Genomic DNA, 18,614 nt, shown 5'->3' on the forward strand with positions numbered 1-18,614 from the left:
GTACTTGCACACGCAACTACCGCATTCAGAGGACGAAACGCGGGGTCAGGTGACCTGGACGGCGACCGGGGCGGCGACGGCGGGGGTCGCGGCCACCGAAGCGGCCGCCGCGCCCAACCTGCGCACGGCCTCGTAGAGCGTCTCGGCCGGAAGCGCGTACGGCAGCCGCAGCCAGCGCTCCAGTCCACCGTGGACACCGAACCGCGAGCCCGGCGCCACCTGCACTCCGTGCCCCGCCGCCGCGACGGCCAGCCGCGTGCTCATCGGCTCCGGCAGACGGCACCACAGCGAAAGCCCGCCGGGCGGGACGGTGAACGTCCACTCCGGGCAGTACCAGTTGAGCGCCCCCGTCAACGCGTCGCGCAGGGCCAGCGTCTCCTGGCGGCGGTGCGCCAGCGCGGCCCCGCCGTCGTCGAGCAGTTCCGCGAGGACGAGCTGCTCGAACACCGGCGACCCCAGGTCGACGGCGAACCGGGCGGCGATCAGCCTGCCGATCACGTCCTCGGAAGCGCGGATCCAGCCGAGCCGCAGGCCCGCCCAGTGCGATTTGGACGCCGAGCCGATCGTGATGCCGAGATCGCCCATGAACGCGCCCAGCGGCGGCGGCCCGTCGGCCGGATCGCCTTCCAGGTCCAGCTCGACCAGCGTCTCGTCGATGATCGCCGGAGTCCGGGCGCGGGTCAGCGCGGCCGCGAGCCGCTCCCGGCAGGCGGCGTCCATGCGCAGGCCGGTCGGGTTCTGGAAGTCCGCGACGAAGTACGCGAGCCTCGGCGCGGACTGCCGCAGCGCGGCTTCGATCCCGACGACATCCCATCCGGTGACCGGATCCAACGGCACCGGCACCCCGATCGCGTGCGCGGCACCGATGGCCTCCAGCGAGTTCGGGTACGTCGGCTGCTCGACGAGCACCCGGTCGCCGGGCCCGGCCAGCATGCGCAGGACCTGCACGAACGCGTGATGTGCGCCGTTGGTGATCATCACCTGATCGGCGTTGGTCGGCAGACCGCGTTCGGTGTAGCGGCGGGCGATCCGCTCACGCAGGATCCGCAGGCCGCGTACGTGGTAGCCGTTCTCACCGAGGTGGTCCACCAGCGCCTTCCGGGCGGCGTCCACGGCCGGGACCAGGCCGGCGACGGCGGGCGGGCAGGCCTGGGCGAGATCGATGAGGTCCTCGCCGGTCGGCAGGACCGCGCTCCGGCCCCGGCCGCCGGGGGCCGCGATCCACGAGCCCGCGCCGCGACGGCTGGCGACCAGGCCGTCGGCACGCAGTTTGTCCAGCGCGGCGCCGATCAGCGTGCGGCTGACGTCCAGCGCTTCGGCGAGCTCCCGTTCGGCGGGCAGTTTCGTGCCGAGCGGCAGCCTGCCGTCGAGGACCAGCAGCTCGACGGCGGCCGCCAGATCCGCGGCACCGTGTCGAGAACCACTCTGCCGCCAACTCCCCAGCAAAAGGGCCAATTTCGTCCCCGAAACGCGTCCAGTCAGTGGGATCAGCGGTTCCATAAGGCCAATTGTTCCAGATTGGCCATGGTCAAGGTAGCCACTTACCCCCGATGGTGCACTCGTGGCACTCAAACTCGACCTCAGACCTGTCGGCATCTCGCAGGACACCACCCGCCGTTCGATCCAGCTCGTCGGCGGGCTCGCCCTCTACGGCGGCAGCATGGCCATGCTGACCAGGTCGGGACTCGGCCTCGACCCGTGGGACGTGCTCCACGAAGGCCTGATGAAGATCACCGGTCTCTCGTTCGGCACGGTCACCGCGATCGCGTCGGTCCTCGTTCTCCTGCTGTGGATCCCGCTGCGGCAGCGGCCCGGGATCGGGACCGCGGCCAACGTCGTGGTCATCTCGCTCACCGTCGACCTCGTGCGGGTCTTCCTCCCCGACCAGGACGTGCTCGGCTGGCAGATCTTCAACCTGGTCGCCGGGGTCGTGCTCAACGGTCTCGCCGCCGCGATCTACGTCGGCGCGCGGCTCGGCCCCGGCCCCCGCGACGGGCTGATGACCGGCCTCTCGGCGCGGACGGGCAAATCGATCCGCCTCGTCCGGACCCTCATCGAGATCACCGTCCTGGCCGCGGGCTGGCTGCTCGGCGGCACCGTCGGCGTCGGCACGGTCCTGTACGCGCTCGCCATCGGGCCGCTGACGCAGGCCTTCCTGCCTTATGTCGTCTGGCGGGACCGCGTCCGCCTGTGATCGGCAAGGACCGCCGGTGCGCGGTCGGCGGCTTCGCGTGACTGGATGGACGACACACGTGATTGGGCGGACGACACACGTGATTGGGCGGACGGCTCGCGACGTTGCCCCGGCCGCGAGCGTGTCGTCCATCCAGTCACGCGTGTCGTCCGTCGGATCACGCGTGTCGTCCATCCAGTCACGCGTAATCGCAGGACACGGCTCGTGCTCGGAGGCGTAACTCGCGTGCTTGAAGACCGCACTCGCGTGATCGGAGGCGTAACTCGCGTGTGCGGGGTTGATCAGCTGGCCTCGCGTTGTTCGAGGAGGCGCCGGACGGCGAGGTAGTCGATGCCTCGCTGCGCGAGCACGTCGGCGGCCACGCCGGGAACGGCCGTCAGCGCGAGCAGGAGGTGCTCTCCTTCGATGCGCTTGCTGCCGACGTCGATGGTTTCGCGAAGGCTCTTCTCCAGCACCTTCTTCGCCTCCGGCGTGAACGGCCGATGGCCGCGGCCGGCGCGTTGCCCACCGGTCAGCGCGCCGGGACCGTGGGTCTGCTCGACCCGCTCGACGATGTGCTCGACGTCGATGCCGAAACCGCTCAGTGCTTCGACGTCGGCGTCGCTCATCCCGCCCCGGCGGCGGACGCGCCGGAGGTCGTCGGCCAGTTCGTCCGGCGGGCAGCCCAGCGCGGTGAGCACGCCGGTGTGCCGGGAGAGGGAGGTCAGCAGGTGCAGCGGATCGACGTTCCCGGACGCCTCGTCCGACGCGACGCGCTGAGCCCCGACGACGACTTCGCGGGCTTCGGTGGTGAAGCGTTCGAACATCAGTGCCTCCCGTACTTCTTGTGCACCGCTTGCCTGCTGACCCCCAGCTCGGCCGCGATCTCCTGCCAGGACCAGCCGTGCACCCGCGCGCTGCGGACCTGCACGGCCTCGAGTTGTTCCAACAGCCGGCGCAAGGCGGCGACGGCGCGCAATCCCACGCGGGGATCGCGGTCACCGGCTCGCGCGGCCAGATCTGTCGCTTCGGTCATGATGTCAACCTACGTTGACATCTGGCCCATGTCAACCTCAGTTGACAGTTAGGGTCGGGTCATGGCCGAAATCGCAGTGGCGGAAAGGGACGGAGTGGGCGCGGACGGAGCGGCGCGCCCGACCGAGGACCACGTCGCCGTCCTCGGCAACGCCGTGGTGGTGCTGGACGGGGCGACCGCGCCGCGGCCGGATCTGCCGTCCGGCGGCTGGTACGCGAGCCTCCTCGTGCACAGCCTGTCGCGGGCGCTGGCCGCGGAACCCCAGGCCGATCTCGCGGTGTTGCTGGCCGAGTCGATCGCCGACGTCGCCCGGCGCGAGAGCCTCGAACCGGGACGCTCGCCGTCGAGCACGGTCGCGATCGCGCGCTGGACGGACGAGACGGTCGACGGGCTGGTGCTCGCCGACAGCCCCATCGTCGCCTTCGGCCCTTCCGGCGCCGACCCGCTCACCGACGACAGGCTCGTCTCGCTGCGCGAAAGCGGTCAGCTCCGCACCGGCGCCGACGTCCGCGCGAAACGCAACGCGCCGGACGGCTTCTGGGTCGCCGAAGCGGAACCCAAGGCCGCCGCCGAAGCCGTCCGCCGCAGCTGGCCGCGTTCGGAGGTCGACGCCCTGCTGCTGGCCACCGACGGCGTCGCGATCGGTGTCGACGAGTACGGCCTGTTCGACTGGCCCGAGGTGCTCGCCATCAGCCGGGAGCGTGGCCCGGACGCCGTCCTCGACGCGGTGCGCACGGCGGAGAAACAGGACCCCGACGGCGAGCGCTGGCCCCGCGCGAAAAGGCACGATGACCAGCTGCTGGTACTCGTCGACTTCGGGGTAGCCCCAGGGTAAAACCGGGGGCTTCCCGGATCGGAAAACCGCGTCCGCGCGAGCACGCTGGACGTATGACGTTCCCTGGGGAGAGATCGCGGACGAGACCCTGGCTGATCGCGTCGGGCGCGGCCATCGGCTGGGCACTGTTCACCATGGTGGTGCTCCACCTGATCAGCTCACGCGATCCGGTGTTCGACACGCTGTCCAGCTACGCCTACGTCGACCGCGGCACCGGCATGCTCGGGGCCAGCGTGCTCTCCCTCTCCATCGGCTCGCTCACCGCGCTCGGCGCGCTGGCCGCGGCCGGGATCCAGCTCAGCCGCACCACGAAACTGCTGTTCGTGCTGTGGTCCCTCGGGCTGGCGGCGGCCGCGATCTTCCCGGCGAGCTACCCGGAGTTCCCGGATCCGGTCAGCGGCGAGATCCACCTGTACGCGTGCCTCATCGCGTTTCTCAGCCTGCCCGCCGCCGGTTTCACCCTGCGCGACAATCTGCGCGGCACCCCCGCGGCCAGGCTGATCGGCCGCCTGGCCTGGGGCAGCACCGCCGGTCTCGTCGTCTTCGGGCTCAGCTTCATCTTCGTGCGCCTGGCGGACATCCCGTTCTTCAAGACGCTGACCGACATCGCGCCGGTCGGCGTCATGCAGCGGGTTTCCCTGGTGGCACACGTGATCCTGATCGCCGGGATGCTGAAGGTCGCGTCAGCGGCGCACCGCGTCGGCGAATTCGGGGGCGTACCCGTAGAGGCCGGGCAGGCCGCCCGTGTGCAGGAAGACGACGTGCTCGTCGGGCGCGAAATGGCCTTCGGCGGCCCAGCGGATCAGCGCGGCACCCACTTTGCCGGTGTACACGGGATCGAGCGCGATCCCTTCCGCGCGGCCGAAAAGCCGCACCGCGTCCCACGTCTCGCCGGTCGGGATCCCGTAGCCGGGGCCGATCGTGCGGTCGTCGATGCGCAGACCTTCGAGTGACGGCGGCTCGGTCCCGAGCAGCACCGAGGCGGCGATGGTGAGATCGGCCAGGTTGTCGAGGGCTTCGTCGACCGGATGGCTGACGCAGGCGATGTCCAGCGTGAGCCAGTCGAGGTCCGCCGTGCCGACGACGAGCCCCGCGGACGTCCCGCCGCTGGCGTGCGGGGCGACCAGCCGCGCCTTGGTGATGCCCAGCTCGGCGAGCTGTCCCGCGATCTCGCGCGCGGCCGCGACGTAGCCGAGCGCGCCGACACCGTCGGAGCCGCCGACGGGGAACGTCGCGACCTGGCGCCCCTCGGCCGCGGCCTCGGTGATCAACCGGTCGTAAGTCCGGCCGGTCTCCTCGCCGTCGCGGCAGATGTGCACGTTCGCGCCGAAGAGGTGGTCGAGGGAGACGTTGCCGGACCGCTCGTACGCGTCGCCGTCGCGGGGGACCTTCGCGGTCAGCACGAGCTCGCACCGCAACCCGAGCTTCGCGCAGGCAGCGGCGGTCTGACGGCCGTGGTTGGTCTGCAGCGCGCCGAAGGTGATCACCGTGTCGGCGCCGTTCTCGATCGCCGCGCCGAGCAGGAACTCGAGTTTGCGCAGCTTGTTGCCACCCACGCCGAGCGGATGCACGTCGTCCCGTTTGAGCAGCAGGTTCGGCAGGCCGAGGGCCTCGCCCAGCCGAGGCGCGGGGTGCAGCGGCGTCGGGTAGCCGCCGAGGTCGACGCGGGGGAAGCGATCGAGGTTCATGAACTTCACGTAACCACACCGAGGCTACTCGGTGGTATCGTTCGTTTGAACGAACGAGAACCTGCAGGGGGAGCCCATGACCACCTCGAAGGCGGACCTCGCGTTCACCGGCCTCGCCGAACAGGCCTCGATGCTCGCCGCCGGAGCCACGACATCCGTCGAGCTCACGCGCTTGGCGCTCGAAAAGGCCGAAGCCAGCCAGCCCGTTCTCAACGCCTTCAAATGCCTTCGCGCGGAAGAAGCCCTTCGCGAGGCCGAGGCGGCCGACCGGCGGCTGGCCGACGGCGAATCCGCTCCCCTGCTCGGCGTCCCGACCGCGATCAAGGACGACCTCGACGTCACCGGCCTGCCGACCGCGTTCGGTTGCGAAGGCGATTTCTCCGTCGCGACAACGGATTCCCCGCCCGTCGCCGCGCTCCGCGAGGCGGGCGCGGTGCTCATCGGCAAGACCAACACCCCGGAACTCGGCCAATGGCCCTTCACCGAAGGCCCGGCGTTCGGCGCGACCCGCAATCCGTGGGACACCGAACGCACCCCGGGCGGTTCCTCCGGCGGCGCGGCGGCGGCCATCGCGTCGGGGGTGATCGCCGCCGCGCTGGGTTCCGACGGGGCGGGGTCGATCCGGATCCCGGCCGCGTGGACCGATCTGGTCGGGATCAAACCGCAGCGTGGCCGCGTCCCGACCGAACGCGAACTCTTCCACGGCCTGACCGTGGTCGGCCCGCTCGCGCGCACCGTCGCCGACGCGGCCCTCCTGCTCGACGTCGCCGCCGGCACCGGCACCGCGTTCCAAGCCGCCGCCCGCCGCGAACCGGGCCGGATGCGGATCGGCCTGTCCACCCGGATCCCTTTCACCGCGACGAAAACCAAACTCGATCCGCACGCGCACGCGGCCGTCGTCCGGCTCGCGGAGCGGTTCGCCGAACTCGGCCACGAGATCGTCGAGATCGAACCCGACTACCGGCTGATCGGACTCACCTTCCTGCCGCGTTCGCTCGTCGGCGTGCGTGACTGGTCCCGTCGCGTCCCGGACCCGGCGCGGCTCGATCCGCGCACGCGCACCAACGCCCGGCAGGGCTCCGCACTGTCCGGCCCGGCGCTGCGGCTCGCCCGCGCCGCGGAACCGTTGCTGCAACGGCAGATCGGCTCGGTGTTCGGCCGGGTGGACGTCGTGCTCACGCCGACCACCGCCACGCCGCCACCGCGGATCGGCACCTTCGACAAGCTCTCCGGCTGGCAGACCGACCAGGCCATGATCGCCGCGTGCCCCTACGCTTGGCCGTGGAACGTGCTGGGCTGGCCGGGGGTCAACGTCCCCGCCGGGCCGAGCCCGGAAGGCCTGCCGCTCGGCGGCCAGCTGCTCGGTCCCTCGCATTCCGAGGAGCGGCTGATCTCGCTGGCCGCGCAACTGGAAGAGGTCGAACGGTGGCAGGACCGCAAACCCGAGACCGCTTGGTGAACACCCGCGAGGCCATCCTCCACGCCGCCCTCAAGGTGGTCGGGGAACAAGGTGTCGGCGGGCTGACCAACCGCCGGATCGCGCGGCAGGCCGAGGTCTCGCTCGGCACGCTGACCTACCACTTCCCCAGCCAGACCGCGTTGCTGCGCGAGGCGATGCTGCTGTTCGTCGAAGAAGAGACCACGAAGCTGACCGGGTTCGTCGACGCCTACCGCGAGCAGGGCCTGAGTGTCGAGCAGGCCGCCTCGGTGGTCGAGCAGGTCATCGAGCAGCTTCCGTTCGGCACCGACGAACTCGGCGCGCACGAGCTGTACCTGCAGGCCGCCCGCGACCCCGGGCTCCAGGACGCGGCCGCCCGCTGTTTCGCCGCGTACGACGAACTCGCGCTGGTGATCCTGAAAACGCTCGGCGTGCCGTCGCCGGAACGGCTGACCGGCCCGGTCGTCGCGCTGATCGCCGGGTTGCAGTTGCGCAGGCTGGCCACGGGCGACGACGGCGTCGGGGTGGCGCAGTCGCTGATGATGCTCGTCCGCGGCGCGTCATGACCGGTCCGCCGATCGTCAAGGGGACGGCGGCGTGGAAGTACTTCGGCGACTTCCGGGCCGGGCTGCTGGCGGGCCAGGTGCTGGTGCTGCAGGTCGCGCATCCGGTCGTCGCGGCCGGGGTGCGGGATCATTCCGACTACATCGAGGATCCGTGGACCCGGCTGATGCGCACCGCCGCGTCGCTGTCCATCTACATCTACGGCGGCCCGGAAGGCGCGCGGTACGAGGCCGATCGGCTGCGCGCACTGCACCGGTCGTTCACCGGCGTCGACGACGGCCGCCGCTACAGCGCGCTGAATCCGCACGCGTACGCCTGGGTGCACGCCACGCTCGTCATGGTTCCCGTTGACACACAACGGTTCTACGGCAATCCGATGACACCGTCCGAATTGGACGAATACTACGCGCAGATGCGCGACGTCGGAGCACTTCTGGGCCTGCGCGAACAGGACATGCCGCCGACGTGGCCCGAATTCGAGCGGTACTACGCGGAGATGATCGACGGTTTCGGCCCGAACGAGACGATCTCGACGTTGTTCGAAACGATCCGCACGGTGAAGAAACCGTGGCGGTGGCTGCCCGACGAACGATGGGTGCGGTTACAGCGGTGGCAGCATCAGGGGCAGATGTTCGTCATCCGCGCCACGCTGCCGCCCGCGTTCCGCGATCGCCTCGGTCTACAGTGGACAGATCGGGACCAGCGCCGGTTCGACCGGTTCCGCACGGTGGTGCGGCTGGCCGGCGGGCTGGTGCCGGTGACGTTGCGGTCTTCGCTCGTGCGCAGGATCGGCAGGCTCAACGTCTGGTTCCGGGCACACCCCTGTGTCTATCGATTCCTCGGCGGCGGTTAGTCCGCTAATCGCGCTTTCGGGTGCGCGCGTAGTGGGCTCGGGCCTTCGCCCGGTTGCCACAGCGGGCCATCGAGCACCACTGGCGCGACCGCCTCGGCGACGCGTCACAGAACCGCAGACCACAGTCGTCGGCGGCGCAGATCCGGACCGCGATGTCCTCGGTCGCGAGGTCGATCGCGTCGGCCGCGAGCGCGCCGAGAGCGGCGACGACCGAAACCGGCCTCAGCTCCTTGACCGGCTTGCCGTCGTCGTAACGCAGCCACGGCGACGGCGCGTCGGACGCCAGCTCGTTCACCAGAAGGACATCGGCACTCCGCGGCTCACCAAGCAGCACTTTGTCGACGGCTTCCCGCAGCGCCCGCGCGGCCGACAGTTCGCCCGCGCTCACCTCGGTGACGGCGAAGCCCATGAGCCGCAGCCATTCCGCGAGGGCGGCGAGGTCGGTGAGCAGCTCCCGGCGTTCCTCGTGCCGCTCGCGCACGGTGTTCACGAGGTCGAGACACGGTCGCCCGCCGTCGAAGACCCACTCCATCCGGTGATTCTAACCCTTGCCATCGGTTAGGATGTCGATCTACCGTCTAACCCCATGAACCGGTTAGAAAGCGAGACCGCTTCGGTCAACGGAATCCGTTTGCACTACCGGCGTGCCGGAGCGGGTCCCGCGCTCTTCCTCCTGCACGGTTGGCCGCAGACGTCCTTCTGCTGGCACGAGATCATCGGCGAGCTGGCCGAAACGCATACCGTCATCGCCCCCGACCTGCGCGGCTACGGCAAATCGGACAAACCCCGCGACGGCTACGACAAACGCACGATGGCGGCGGACGTCACCGCCCTCGCCACCCACCTCGGTTTCGAGCGAGTGTCCGTCGTCGGGCACGACCGCGGCGGCCGGGTCGCCCACCGCTGGGCACTCGACCGGCCCGATCAGGTCGACCGGCTCGCCGTCCTCGACATCATCCCCACCAGGGAACTCTGGAAACGCCTCGACACCGAGATCGGCCGCGCCTACTGGCACTGGCTGTTCCATCTTCAGCCGGATCTGCCGGAACTGCTCGCCGGCCGGGACATCGCCGCCTACCTCGGCTACTTCTTCGAACGCTGGACCCATCAGCGGCAGGGCCTGAGCCGGGAGGCCGTCGGCGAATACGTCCGCGCGTTCTCCGCGCCGGGCGCCTTGCGGGCAGGCTTCGACGACTACCGCGCCTCGTTCCCGCACGACGCGGAAGCCGACGACGCCGATTTCGACGCGGGCCGGCGGCTCGAACTCCCCGTGCTGGCGCTGTGGGGCGCGAGCGGTCTGCTGGGAAAGCTGCCGACACTGGAGATCTGGAAGGACTACGCGAACGACGTCTCCGGTGCGGCGATCGAAGAATGCGGCCATTTCCTCGCCGAAGAACGACCTCAGGCCCTGCTGGAAAACCTGAAACCGTTTCTTCTCGGCCGGGACCCCTACCCGCGTTAAGGGACGCCGTCCCCTTTACGGGGGACCCCGATTCACCCGGCGCTGTGACGCTTTCCCGGGCCGTCGTCGTTAACTTCGGCCGGGATGGGGAATTCACCGAGGGGGCGGCGCACGGCGCCGATGGTCATCGCCCGCGTACTCGCGCTCTGCGCGCTGGCGTCCGTTCTGCTGTCCGGCGCCGCTCAGGCGGACGGCGTGTCGAGCGGCGCGGACGTCCAGGTCGCGCAGACGCTCGGCACCCGCGATCTCACGGTCATCCTGCGGCGGATGGACATCGCGCCCGGACCGCTGCACGTCGACGTCGTCACGCATACCGGAAGCGCGCCGGGAACGCTGAAACTGCGCGCGTCCACCGCCGGAACGACCTTTTCCGAAACCACGGTGCGGCTGGACGGGAAACCAGGGGCCCATGCGGCGCGGCTTCAGGTCGATCAGCCGGGGCCATGGGAGCTCGGCCTGGACGACGGGACGGATACCGCGTCGATCCCGTTCATCGTCCCGGCCAGAGTCATCCCTCCGTGGGAGAAGGCCACCTTCGGCGGCTTCGTCGCCGCGGGCGTGTTCCTGGTGCTCGGCCTCGTCGTCGCGATGCGCGTCAAACGGCCACAGCTCGCGCTGATCCCGGCGGGCGGGATGGTCGCCGCGCTCGCGGTCGCGGTCACCGGCGCGATGCTTTCCGCGTCCACCCCGCCGCCACCCGCGCCAGGAACGGCCTTGGACCCGACGATCGACAACATCCAAGATCCGTACGCGAACGCGCAACTGTCCACAGTGGACTACTCTCGTCCGCCGGTGAATCTGGCCGTACGTTCGCCGAACGCGCGAGCGGGGGCGCTCGCCGAGGTGCGTCTCGCCCTCGCCGACGGCTCGACCGGCCGCCCCGTCGACGACCTTCTGGTGCACGACAACGCTTTGCTCCACCTCGTCGTCATCTCGCCGACGGGCAGGCTCTGGCATCTGCATCCGGTGCGCGTCGGCCCCGGCGACTACCGGGTGAAGTTCACCCCGCCCGAGGCCGGGACCTACGCGGTCGCCGCGGAACTTTCCCGGCGAGGCGGTGGCGTACAACTGCTCCGCACCACGCTGGGTGTCGCGGAGGGAACGGACTCCCCCGCCGAGCCCGTTCCCGCCGGAGCCGGAAAGCGGGTCGTGCAAGGGAATCCGGTCGACGTCGAGATCCGGCCGGGTACGCCGACCACGATCACCGCGCGGTTCGCCAACGCCGATCTCCAACCCTGGCTGGGCATGCTCGGCCACCTCATCGTCGTCGGCCCGATCTCCGGCGACCACCGGGTCGGCGCGGATGCCGCTGCCGCGCCGACCTGGGCCCATGTGCACTCGATGATCCCGCAGTCACCGGGAATGCCGGGCAAACCCGACGAAACAGTCGCCGCGTACGGCCCGGCCGTCCCGTTCACCTACACCTTCGCCACACCGGGCAAATACCGCGTCTGGCTGCAGGCCGAACGCGGCTACACGGTGCTGACCGTGCCCATGCAGATCGAGGTCCCGGCGGAAGGGGCACCGCAGTGAATTCCACAGTGGACAGACGAAGGCCGGTTCTGCTCATCTCCGTGGTCGCCGTGCTCGCGGCGGCGATCGTGGCCTGGCTGGTGTGGCCGAGCAGCGGCGGAGCACAGGTACAGCACTCGACGCAGGGCCCGTACACGGTGCGGATGTCGGTCGAAGATCCGCACCAGGGCGGCAATGTCTTCGCGCTGACCGTCACCGGTGCCACGCCGGACGTCGTCACGCTCGAACCCGTGATGCCCCAGATGGGGCACGCGCTCGCCCCGTCGCCCGCGATCGCGGAGGGACCGGGCCGGTTCCGCACGGGCGACGTTCTGCTGCCGATGCCGGGGCAATGGGAGATCACCGTTTCACTGCGTGGGCCGTCCGGCGCCACGCAGCACGTTTTTCCTTTGCTGGTCAAGTAAGAGAGGGAGGTCGGGGGATGGATCTCACCGCGGGAGGGGCACGGGTCGCCTCGGTGGCGCGAAGTGAACGCACCGGTCTGCTGCCGGCGGGCACGGTGCTGGCCGGATCGGTGATCTCGCTGATCGGGCTGACCTGGGACATCCAGTGGCACGGCGACGTCGGCCCGGACACGTTCTTCACGATGCCACATCTGTTCCTGTATTCGGGCAGCGCGATCTCCGGGCTCGCGAGCCTCGTGGTCGTGCTGATGACCACGGCCGCGCGCCGGGCGGGACGGCCGATCGACGCACGGGTCGGCGGCCGCGCGATCAACGTCTTCGGCAAGATCTTCGCCGCGCCCGCCGGCTACCTGGTGACCGGGACGGGCGCGGCGATGTTCCTGCTGTACGGCCTCTGGGACCAGTGGTGGCACGGTCTTTACGGCTTCGACGCGGTGATCGACTCGCCGCCGCATATCGGGCTGCTGCTGTCGATCACGCTGAGCATCATCGGCACGGTCATGGTCTTCGCGGCCGCGCGGGAACACCGCTGGGGCACCGTCGGCGTGGTCGGCAGCCTCGGCGTGCTGATCGCGTTCAGCACGGTGACCGTGCTGGGGTTGCAGCAGATCGACGTCGACGGGCTCGACGTCGTCTCGGTCGGAATCGCGCTGCTTTCGGTGCTGCTGGTCTCGGCGGGCGCCGGGTTCTGGGGACGGCCGGGCGGAGCGGTCCGGGTCGCCGCGGCGCTGGCGGTCATCCAGGCGATCACCTGGTGGTTCTCGCCGTGGGCCGCGGAGGCGTACGCGAGCGCCGTCGGCCTGCCGATGCGCGACTACATCGACGGCGTCCCCGCGATGCCTTCGATGATGCCGATGGCGCTGCTGCCGATCGCGGCCGTACTCGAAGCGGTGTACCTGCTTTCGCGCCGCGGCTGGTCGGCGGGCCGGGTTTCGGTGCTGGCAGGCGTGGTCGGCGGGCTGCTGGCCGGTGCGAGCATGCCGATCCAGAACGCGATCGTCTACGGCGCCGACCGGATGCCCTGGGCGGTCGTGTTCGCGACGGGCGCCGCGGGCGCGGTGGTCGGGCTGCTCGGCGGCTTCGCCGGGTGGCGGTTCGGCGGGATGCTGAGGCTGCTGGCCCCGGCGAAGGGGGAGAACGCGCATGCGTAAGACATTGCTGGCCTTGGCGGCGGCGATCGGGTTGCTGTTCGCGACCACGCCCGCGGCGAACGCCTACGAACCGGTGAACATCGTCCACACCGAACGGGTCCAGGTCGGACCGTACGGGATGACCGTCGGCTTCAGCACCTGGCCGTTGCGCGCCATGCAATCGCTGGACTTCACGTTCATCCCGGACGACGGGATCGCCGGGAAGTCGGGGACGCTCGCGTTCCTCAACCCGGAGACCGGGCGGCTGGGCCGTCCTCAGCCGCTGGCGAAGCATCCGCGGAAACTGGAGGTGTGGGGACTGGACATCCGGGCCCTGCAGACACAGGGCTCGTGGACGTTCCGGTTCGAGATCGACGGGCCCGCGGGCAAGGGCGCGGGAGAACTCCGTGATCTGGCGGTGCTGGAACAACCGGGGCCGCCGATGGCGGTGAGCTGGTCGATCAGCCTGATCCCGCTGATCGTCCTGGCCGTCCTGATCGCCGTCGCCTGGCGGCGTACGAAATCCCGGCTGCGGGGGAACGGGCTCCCCGCGACGGTGTGACTCGAAGTGACCGGTGATCGGATGGCTCGCGTGTCCCGACGGGCACGCGAGCCTTTCGTCATGGGCTCAAATCGAACTGTCCGGCCTTGACCGCCTTGAGAAAGGCGTTCCACTCACCGGAATCGAAGACGAAGACGGGACTGTTGGCCAGTTTGGTGTCACGGACCCCCACCAGGCCTTCGCGGGCGAGGTTGACCTCGACACAGTTCCCCCCGTTGGGCTCGCTCGCGAAGGACTTCTCCCACGCGGAGTCGTCGAACAGCGACACGGCCGTGGTCGGATCGTAATCCGCCGCCGATGGATAATCGGCCATTGGTCGTACCTCCGAACGTCGGTCGGGGGCGCGGGTCGCGACCTGCGCGAACCGTCACCGTCCCGGCTTCTCCCTGCCTCAACGGGACTATCCCGCACGGCCAAGTGGGTGATCAACTCCGCCCACCCTCGACATGAAGATTATTCCAGGAGTAGGATTAATCGCAGCGGCCGGGGCTCGGTTGTTGGTGAATCGCTCGCAGTACGTTTCACCGTTTCGGCAGGCCATCGACGGCAGATGACCGGCAGGGACGTCTGCCCCGCGGCGCATGACCACCCACCGCCGACCTCGTGGGGGAGGATCAGCGTGATCATTCAGGACACCATGCCGGCGACGGTACTCGCCGTCGGCAGGCTCATGGCCGGGACGGCGGGCGAAAGCCGCCGCTCCGCGCATCTTTTCGACTTGCACTCCGGGGGTTCGCACCCCGAGTTCCTGCACGCCCGCTGTGGCGCGGCGATGCCTTACGACCACTTGGAATGGGTCCCCGTCGGTTCGGGGATGCCCTGCGAGCGTTGCCTCGGCCTCGCCGGTTCGGCCGACCAGGCGCGGCTGCCGCGTCCGAGCCGGGGGGTGTGACCGCCATGGCCGTCCGCCTCACCACGCTGCTGTTCCGCCGTGAGGACGAACGCCTGGCCTCGGCGAAGCACCACCACCGCACCATCGGGCTGGAACTGCGTCAGCGGTTCGGGTTCAGCCTCATCCAGGCCCCGCTGCGCAAGCAGCCGCCGTGGAACTCCGAAGTCGATTCGCCGGGCGCGCACCGGGACCTGATCAGGACCGGCCGGCCGCTCGAAGGTCAGTTCGAGCTGACACCCCTGATCGGGCATCTGACCGGCCGGGCCTGACGAGAATCAGGGCTTGCGACCCAATCCGCCGAGCCCGCCGGTGAACGTCGGGTCGTCCGCGAACCGGTCGCTGGCACGGGAATCCGCCTCGTCGAGATGCCAGGTGGCCATCCAGTCGATACCCGGCTCCACCATCTCCAGCCCGTCGAAGAACGACGCGAACTCCGCGCGGGACCGCAGATGGAACGGCGCGCTGGTCTTCTTGTACAGCTCCTGGACGTTCTCCCGGTTGTCGCCTTCCTTGCGCGTGACGCCGTCCTCGGTCAGATGCGAGGACAGGAAGTACGAACCCGACGGCAGGAAATCGAGATAGCGCTGGACCATCTCGTACACGGGCTCGTCCGGGCCGAGGAAGTACAGCAGGCCGACCAGTACCAGCCCGATCGGCTGGCGCGGGTCGATCACCCCGGTTTCGAGGGCGCGTTTCCAGATGTCGGCGGGGTCCCGGACGTCGCCCTGCAGGACCGCGTGCCGACCGAGCAGGCCCTCACGTTCCAGCAGCAGCTGGGAATGCGCGACGGCGACCGGTTCGATGTCGACGTACACGACCCGGCTGTCCGGGTTGACCGCGCTCGCGATCTGGTGGACGTTGCCGACGGTGGGCACGCCGGAACCGATGTCGAGGAACTGCGTGATCCCCTGACGGGCCAGGTATCCCACGCCGCGGCCGAGGAAGTCGCGGCCGACGCGGGCGAACGTCTTGACCTCCGGGAACTGCTTGAGCACCTGCGAGCCGAACTCGCGGTCGATGGCCCAGTTGGCCGAACCACCGAGGAACCAGTCGTACACCCTGGCCACGTTGGGTCGTTCGAGATCGACCCCCTCGGGGGCCACCGGGTCGATGGGGTCGTGCTGCGTCGTCATACCGTCACACCTCGTCAGGAAGCGGGTTTGCGGGCGACCCCGCCGATGGCGCAGTCAACCGCAGGCGGGTGGGGGTCGTCCAGCCGCCATGCGCCGACCGGGACCAGACCCGGTGCCACGAGGTCGAAATCCCCGAAGAAACCGAGGATCTCTTCCCGGTCGCGGAAGGACGCGGGCGTGCTCGACTGTTCGTACTGCTTCACGACGCGCTGGATCTGGGCCAGCTCGTCACCCTCCACGCCGGACATCGTGACGTGGGACAGGACGTAGAAGGAACCGGCGGGCAGGAGCCTCCGGTAGCGCGCGATGACGTCGGCGAGTTCGGGGCCCGGCACGAAATGCAGGACCGCGACGGTGAGCAGGGCGACCGGTTTCGCCGGGTCGAGCACGCCGGTGTCGAAGGCGTGTTCCCAGATGTCGTCCGCGTCGCGCAGGTCGCCGCCGATCACCGCGTGCCTGGCCGGGTCCCCGTTCTTCTCCAGCAGGATCCTGGCGTGCGCGACGGCGACCGGTTCGTTGTCGACGTACACGCACCGGCTGTCGCCGTCGACCTCGTCGGCGATCTCGTGGACGTTGCCGACCGTCGGCACGCCGGAACCCAGGTCGAGGAACTGGGTCACGCCGTGCTCGGCGCAATACCGGACGGCGCGGCCGAGGAAGGCCCTGTTCGCCCTGGCGGCGGTGCGCACGAGTGGGAAGGTCTTGACCAGCTGCTCGCCGAATTCCCGGTCCACCGCCCAGTTCGCGGTGCCCCCGAGCGCCCAGTCGTAGATCCGGGCGGCGTTGGGCCGCTCGAGATCCACGCCTTCGGGGAGGAACCGCGGGTCCATCTCAGGCTTGCATCTGTGTTCTGTAGAGCTCGGCGAGTTCCTTGAGGAACTGCCGGGTTTCCTGGCGTTCCAGCGCGGCGCCGCGCAACCTGTCCCAAGAGTCCACGAAGATGTTGAAGTCCTTGACGTCGTCGAGGTACAACCCGCCGGCGGAATGTTCGATGTAGACGAAATCCCTGGTGCGGTCGGGGAAACGCATGATGGTGAAGTCGTTGGGTACGGCGGCGAGCCGCGCGCCGAACGGCAGCACGTGCACGTACACGCGCGGATGCTTGTCCAACGCCAGCAGATGCTCGACCTGGTCCAGCATCACCGCCGGCGCGGAACCACCGGGAGCGCGGCGCAAGGCGCCTTCGCTGATGATGAACCGGTAGTAGGGCGGCTGCTGCTGCTCGAAGACGGCCTTGCGGTCCAAGCGGTTGCGGACCAGCGAAGTGACGTCGGTGGCGCCGGCTTCGGTGAACTGCTTGAGCATGTAGTGCTCGGACTGCAACGGGCCGGGGATGCGCTCACCGTGCCAGGTGAGGATCTCCGCGGCCGCTGGTTCGAGGTCGGTGAAGGTGCGGAACCAGTGCGGCACCACGGATCGGTAACCGGACCAGTGGCCGCGCTGCCCGGCCGCGGCGCGGGCCAGGTTCATCAACGTGTCGGCCTCGTCGCCGTTGATCCCGAACGCGTTCAGCATCGATCGCACATCCCCGAGCTTGACCCCGACGGCACCGGACTCGATCTTGTTGACCTTGCCCTGGGTGCAGCCGAGCACTTCGGCGACCTGCTGCTGTGTCATCCGCGCGGCGTTGCGGGCATGCCGGAGCTCGTTCCCGAGCTGCTTCCGGCGCGAGGTGACGGTGCTGGCCATCGCCTTGCTCTCCCGGACATAGACCAGGACCGCGGCTGCCCGCCGTCCTGCGCGCGAATACTCGAACCCACCCAGGGTACTTCACCTTGCGGGGTTCGATGATGACATTGCGCAGCGTTCCAGGAAACGGCCGAAAACACCAGTCACCTGGTACGTCACCCTGGTGGCGGAGCGATCTCGTCACATTTCGGGCACGCCGGTCGGGCATAGTGACCGAGTGGACCAATCCCCCTTCGCCGAGCAGGTCACCGATGGCGTGTTCGGGTACGTCCAGCCCGACGGCTCCTGGTGGATCAACAACTGCGGCTTCGTCGCCGCGGGCGAGCACACGGTGGTGATCGACACCTGTTCGACCGAACGGCGCACCAGGGCGCTGCTGGCGACGGCGGAGTCGACCGCCGGGGCGCCGGTGACCACTGTGGTCAACACGCATCATCACGGCGACCACACGAACGGCAACTACCTGGCGGCCGGCGCGACGATCATCGGGCACCGGAAGACCCGCGAGGTGATGGTCGCGACCGGGATCAACACCTACGAGAACTCGTTCACCGGGAACGACTGGGGCCATCTGGAGCTGCGGCCGCCCGAGGTGCTGTTCGACGACCGGCTGACCGTGCACGCCGGCGACGTCCGACTGGAGCTGATCCACCCCGGACACGCCGCGCACACCACCAACGACGTACTCGTCTGGCTGCCGGAGCGGCGGGTGCTGTTCGTCGGCGACCTGATCTTCAACGGCGGCAGCCCCTTCGCGCTGATGGGCTCGCCCGCCGGCTGGCGGAAGGCGCTGGACCTGGTCCGCGAACTGGAGCCGGAAACGATCGTGCCGGGCCACGGCCCGGTGTGCGGCCCCGAGGCGATCGACGTCGTCGACGGATACCTGGGTTTCCTGCAGAAACTCGCCTCCTACGGGAAGGCCGCGGGGTTGACGCCGCTTCAGGCCGCCCGCGAAGCGGATCTCGGGCCCTATGCGTCACTGTCCGAACAGGAACGGCTTCCGGCGAACCTGCACCGGGCTTACGCCGAACTGGACGGGCTGGAGTGGGATGGGGCGATCGACCTGGGGGCGGCACTGGCGGACATGGTCACCTTCAACGGTGCGCCCATCCGGTGCTTCTCCTGACGCTCTGGCGCTTTCGCCCCGGGGGTGCCGCGGGGTGTTGCCGCGCGGGGTGTTGCGAAAGCCACTTTCGCAACGTTGAAGGTTGCGAAAGTGGCT

The 18,614-nt window shown here is 69.6% G+C and carries 22 protein-coding genes and 1 pseudogene; 14 read left to right on the forward strand and 9 right to left on the reverse strand.

What is annotated here, in order from left to right:
- Positions 1-45: 45 nt before the first annotated feature.
- A complete protein-coding gene (locus tag ACFWIW_RS41350) occupies positions 46-1,500 on the reverse strand; it encodes a PLP-dependent aminotransferase family protein (protein ID WP_378373482.1) in 1,455 nt (484 codons plus the stop codon).
- 61 nt (positions 1,501-1,561) lie between these two features.
- Between ACFWIW_RS41350 and ACFWIW_RS41355 the strand changes: the two genes are divergently transcribed.
- Positions 1,562-2,194, forward strand: a complete 633-nt coding sequence (locus ACFWIW_RS41355; protein ID WP_378373483.1) for a YitT family protein — start codon at positions 1,562-1,564, stop codon at positions 2,192-2,194.
- A 281-nt stretch (positions 2,195-2,475) separates the two neighbouring features.
- Here the strand turns inward: ACFWIW_RS41355 and ACFWIW_RS41360 are convergent, their stop codons facing one another.
- Both ACFWIW_RS41360 and ACFWIW_RS41365 read right to left on the reverse strand, forming a co-directional pair.
- Positions 2,476-3,000 (reverse strand): Clp protease N-terminal domain-containing protein, encoded by a 525-nt coding sequence (locus tag ACFWIW_RS41360; protein WP_378373484.1) that lies wholly within the window; start codon positions 2,998-3,000, stop codon positions 2,476-2,478.
- Positions 3,000-3,209: a sigma factor-like helix-turn-helix DNA-binding protein gene (locus tag ACFWIW_RS41365; RefSeq protein ID WP_004559389.1), complete on the reverse strand. Its 210-nt coding sequence runs from the start codon at positions 3,207-3,209 to the stop codon at positions 3,000-3,002. Before ACFWIW_RS41365 ends, ACFWIW_RS41360 begins: the two co-directional genes overlap by 1 nt.
- A gap of 61 nt (positions 3,210-3,270) precedes the next feature.
- Here ACFWIW_RS41365 and ACFWIW_RS41370 point away from each other — a divergent pair, with 61 nt between their 5' ends.
- Positions 3,271-4,044, forward strand: coding sequence for a protein phosphatase 2C domain-containing protein (locus tag ACFWIW_RS41370; RefSeq protein ID WP_378373485.1), 774 nt, complete (start codon positions 3,271-3,273; stop codon positions 4,042-4,044).
- Between the two features lie 134 nt (positions 4,045-4,178).
- Positions 4,179-4,649, forward strand: a pseudogene (locus ACFWIW_RS41375) (DUF998 domain-containing protein); the annotation flags it as partial.
- 78 nt (positions 4,650-4,727) lie between these two features.
- Here ACFWIW_RS41375 and ACFWIW_RS41380 read toward each other — a convergent pair.
- Positions 4,728-5,732: a D-cysteine desulfhydrase family protein gene (locus ACFWIW_RS41380; RefSeq protein ID WP_378373486.1), complete on the reverse strand. Its 1,005-nt coding sequence runs from the start codon at positions 5,730-5,732 to the stop codon at positions 4,728-4,730.
- 76 nt (positions 5,733-5,808) lie between these two features.
- Between ACFWIW_RS41380 and ACFWIW_RS41385 the strand changes: the two genes are divergently transcribed.
- The 3 genes from ACFWIW_RS41385 to ACFWIW_RS41395 are packed head-to-tail and all read left to right on the forward strand — an operon-like array spanning position 5,809 to position 8,587.
- Positions 5,809-7,191, forward strand: coding sequence for an amidase (locus ACFWIW_RS41385; protein ID WP_378373487.1), 1,383 nt, complete (start codon positions 5,809-5,811; stop codon positions 7,189-7,191).
- A complete protein-coding gene (locus tag ACFWIW_RS41390) occupies positions 7,188-7,736 on the forward strand; it encodes a TetR/AcrR family transcriptional regulator (protein ID WP_378373496.1) in 549 nt (182 codons plus the stop codon). The genes ACFWIW_RS41385 and ACFWIW_RS41390 overlap by 4 nt, the downstream gene beginning before the upstream one ends.
- Positions 7,733-8,587: an oxygenase MpaB family protein gene (locus tag ACFWIW_RS41395; protein ID WP_378373488.1), complete on the forward strand. Its 855-nt coding sequence runs from the start codon at positions 7,733-7,735 to the stop codon at positions 8,585-8,587. The genes ACFWIW_RS41390 and ACFWIW_RS41395 overlap by 4 nt, the downstream gene beginning before the upstream one ends.
- Before the next feature lie 4 nt (positions 8,588-8,591).
- Here the strand turns inward: ACFWIW_RS41395 and ACFWIW_RS41400 are convergent, their stop codons facing one another.
- Positions 8,592-9,119, reverse strand: coding sequence for a CGNR zinc finger domain-containing protein (locus ACFWIW_RS41400; protein WP_378373489.1), 528 nt, complete (start codon positions 9,117-9,119; stop codon positions 8,592-8,594).
- A 54-nt stretch (positions 9,120-9,173) separates the two neighbouring features.
- Here ACFWIW_RS41400 and ACFWIW_RS41405 point away from each other — a divergent pair, with 54 nt between their 5' ends.
- The 5 genes from ACFWIW_RS41405 (at position 9,174) to ACFWIW_RS41425 (ending at position 13,678) form a co-directional block, all read left to right on the forward strand.
- Positions 9,174-10,049 carry an alpha/beta fold hydrolase gene (locus ACFWIW_RS41405; protein ID WP_378373490.1) on the forward strand — a complete coding sequence of 292 codons (876 nt, stop codon included), beginning with the start codon at positions 9,174-9,176 and terminating at the stop codon, positions 10,047-10,049.
- A gap of 84 nt (positions 10,050-10,133) precedes the next feature.
- Positions 10,134-11,582 carry a hypothetical protein gene (locus ACFWIW_RS41410; RefSeq protein WP_378373491.1) on the forward strand — a complete coding sequence of 483 codons (1,449 nt, stop codon included), beginning with the start codon at positions 10,134-10,136 and terminating at the stop codon, positions 11,580-11,582.
- Positions 11,579-11,986 carry a FixH family protein gene (locus tag ACFWIW_RS41415; protein ID WP_378373492.1) on the forward strand — a complete coding sequence of 136 codons (408 nt, stop codon included), beginning with the start codon at positions 11,579-11,581 and terminating at the stop codon, positions 11,984-11,986. The genes ACFWIW_RS41410 and ACFWIW_RS41415 overlap by 4 nt, the downstream gene beginning before the upstream one ends.
- 17 nt (positions 11,987-12,003) lie before the next feature.
- The gene (locus ACFWIW_RS41420; RefSeq protein ID WP_378373493.1) at positions 12,004-13,137 is read left to right on the forward strand and encodes a hypothetical protein; all 1,134 of its coding nucleotides are present in this window, start codon (positions 12,004-12,006) and stop codon (positions 13,135-13,137) included.
- Positions 13,130-13,678, forward strand: coding sequence for a hypothetical protein (locus tag ACFWIW_RS41425; RefSeq protein ID WP_037333098.1), 549 nt, complete (start codon positions 13,130-13,132; stop codon positions 13,676-13,678). The genes ACFWIW_RS41420 and ACFWIW_RS41425 overlap by 8 nt, the downstream gene beginning before the upstream one ends.
- 58 nt (positions 13,679-13,736) lie before the next feature.
- Here ACFWIW_RS41425 and ACFWIW_RS41430 read toward each other — a convergent pair whose 3' ends face one another.
- On the reverse strand, positions 13,737-13,991 hold the full coding sequence (locus ACFWIW_RS41430; RefSeq protein WP_016330866.1) for a DUF397 domain-containing protein: 255 nt from the start codon (positions 13,989-13,991) through the stop codon (positions 13,737-13,739).
- 306 nt (positions 13,992-14,297) lie between these two features.
- Here ACFWIW_RS41430 and ACFWIW_RS41435 point away from each other — a divergent pair, with 306 nt between their 5' ends.
- The gene (locus ACFWIW_RS41435) at positions 14,298-14,570 is read left to right on the forward strand and encodes a hypothetical protein (protein WP_240596030.1); all 273 of its coding nucleotides are present in this window, start codon (positions 14,298-14,300) and stop codon (positions 14,568-14,570) included.
- A 5-nt stretch (positions 14,571-14,575) separates the two neighbouring features.
- Positions 14,576-14,839: a hypothetical protein gene (locus ACFWIW_RS41440; RefSeq protein WP_043848528.1), complete on the forward strand. Its 264-nt coding sequence runs from the start codon at positions 14,576-14,578 to the stop codon at positions 14,837-14,839.
- A 6-nt stretch (positions 14,840-14,845) separates the two neighbouring features.
- On the opposite strand, the gene ACFWIW_RS41445 is transcribed toward ACFWIW_RS41440, so the two are convergent.
- Genes ACFWIW_RS41445 through ACFWIW_RS41455 form a run of 3 tightly spaced genes read right to left on the reverse strand, consistent with a single transcriptional unit; the run spans position 14,846 to position 17,392 of the window.
- Positions 14,846-15,703: an SAM-dependent methyltransferase gene (locus ACFWIW_RS41445; RefSeq protein WP_240596032.1), complete on the reverse strand. Its 858-nt coding sequence runs from the start codon at positions 15,701-15,703 to the stop codon at positions 14,846-14,848.
- Between the two features lie 14 nt (positions 15,704-15,717).
- Complete coding sequence (locus tag ACFWIW_RS41450; protein ID WP_378373494.1) at positions 15,718-16,533, reverse strand: SAM-dependent methyltransferase; 816 nt, start codon at positions 16,531-16,533, stop codon at positions 15,718-15,720.
- Position 16,534: 1 nt separating this feature from the next.
- Entirely contained in the window at positions 16,535-17,392 is an 858-nt protein-coding gene (locus tag ACFWIW_RS41455) for a helix-turn-helix transcriptional regulator (RefSeq protein WP_037335949.1), read from the reverse strand.
- 217 nt (positions 17,393-17,609) lie between these two features.
- Between ACFWIW_RS41455 and ACFWIW_RS41460 the strand changes: the two genes are divergently transcribed.
- Positions 17,610-18,518: an MBL fold metallo-hydrolase gene (locus ACFWIW_RS41460; RefSeq protein WP_378373495.1), complete on the forward strand. Its 909-nt coding sequence runs from the start codon at positions 17,610-17,612 to the stop codon at positions 18,516-18,518.
- Positions 18,519-18,614: the final 96 nt, after the last annotated feature.

This window comes from Amycolatopsis sp. NPDC058340 (genome assembly GCF_042723975.1).
Classification (GTDB): Bacteria; Actinomycetota; Actinomycetes; order Mycobacteriales; family Pseudonocardiaceae; genus Amycolatopsis.

What these genes read in the sequence shown, in the direction of transcription:
- ACFWIW_RS41385 (WP_378373487.1), top strand. Translation starts at nt 5,809, where the DNA reads ATGACCACCTCGAAGGCGGACCTCGCGTTCACCGGCCTCGCCGAACAG.
- ACFWIW_RS41445 (WP_240596032.1), bottom strand. Translation starts at nt 15,703, where the DNA reads ATGACGACGCAGCACGACCCCATCGACCCGGTGGCCCCCGAGGGGGTC.
- ACFWIW_RS41425 (WP_037333098.1), top strand. Translation starts at nt 13,130, where the DNA reads ATGCGTAAGACATTGCTGGCCTTGGCGGCGGCGATCGGGTTGCTGTTC.
- ACFWIW_RS41365 (WP_004559389.1), bottom strand. Translation starts at nt 3,209, where the DNA reads ATGACCGAAGCGACAGATCTGGCCGCGCGAGCCGGTGACCGCGATCCC.
- ACFWIW_RS41450 (WP_378373494.1), bottom strand. Translation starts at nt 16,533, where the DNA reads ATGGACCCGCGGTTCCTCCCCGAAGGCGTGGATCTCGAGCGGCCCAAC.
- ACFWIW_RS41420 (WP_378373493.1), top strand. Translation starts at nt 12,004, where the DNA reads ATGGATCTCACCGCGGGAGGGGCACGGGTCGCCTCGGTGGCGCGAAGT.
- ACFWIW_RS41455 (WP_037335949.1), bottom strand. Translation starts at nt 17,392, where the DNA reads ATGGCCAGCACCGTCACCTCGCGCCGGAAGCAGCTCGGGAACGAGCTC.
- ACFWIW_RS41405 (WP_378373490.1), top strand. Translation starts at nt 9,174, where the DNA reads ATGAACCGGTTAGAAAGCGAGACCGCTTCGGTCAACGGAATCCGTTTG.
- ACFWIW_RS41400 (WP_378373489.1), bottom strand. Translation starts at nt 9,119, where the DNA reads ATGGAGTGGGTCTTCGACGGCGGGCGACCGTGTCTCGACCTCGTGAAC.
- ACFWIW_RS41350 (WP_378373482.1), bottom strand. Translation starts at nt 1,500, where the DNA reads ATGGAACCGCTGATCCCACTGACTGGACGCGTTTCGGGGACGAAATTG.
- ACFWIW_RS41440 (WP_043848528.1), top strand. Translation starts at nt 14,576, where the DNA reads ATGGCCGTCCGCCTCACCACGCTGCTGTTCCGCCGTGAGGACGAACGC.
- ACFWIW_RS41410 (WP_378373491.1), top strand. Translation starts at nt 10,134, where the DNA reads ATGGGGAATTCACCGAGGGGGCGGCGCACGGCGCCGATGGTCATCGCC.
- ACFWIW_RS41370 (WP_378373485.1), top strand. Translation starts at nt 3,271, where the DNA reads ATGGCCGAAATCGCAGTGGCGGAAAGGGACGGAGTGGGCGCGGACGGA.
- ACFWIW_RS41380 (WP_378373486.1), bottom strand. Translation starts at nt 5,732, where the DNA reads ATGAACCTCGATCGCTTCCCCCGCGTCGACCTCGGCGGCTACCCGACG.
- ACFWIW_RS41395 (WP_378373488.1), top strand. Translation starts at nt 7,733, where the DNA reads ATGACCGGTCCGCCGATCGTCAAGGGGACGGCGGCGTGGAAGTACTTC.
- ACFWIW_RS41430 (WP_016330866.1), bottom strand. Translation starts at nt 13,991, where the DNA reads ATGGCCGATTATCCATCGGCGGCGGATTACGATCCGACCACGGCCGTG.
- ACFWIW_RS41360 (WP_378373484.1), bottom strand. Translation starts at nt 3,000, where the DNA reads ATGTTCGAACGCTTCACCACCGAAGCCCGCGAAGTCGTCGTCGGGGCT.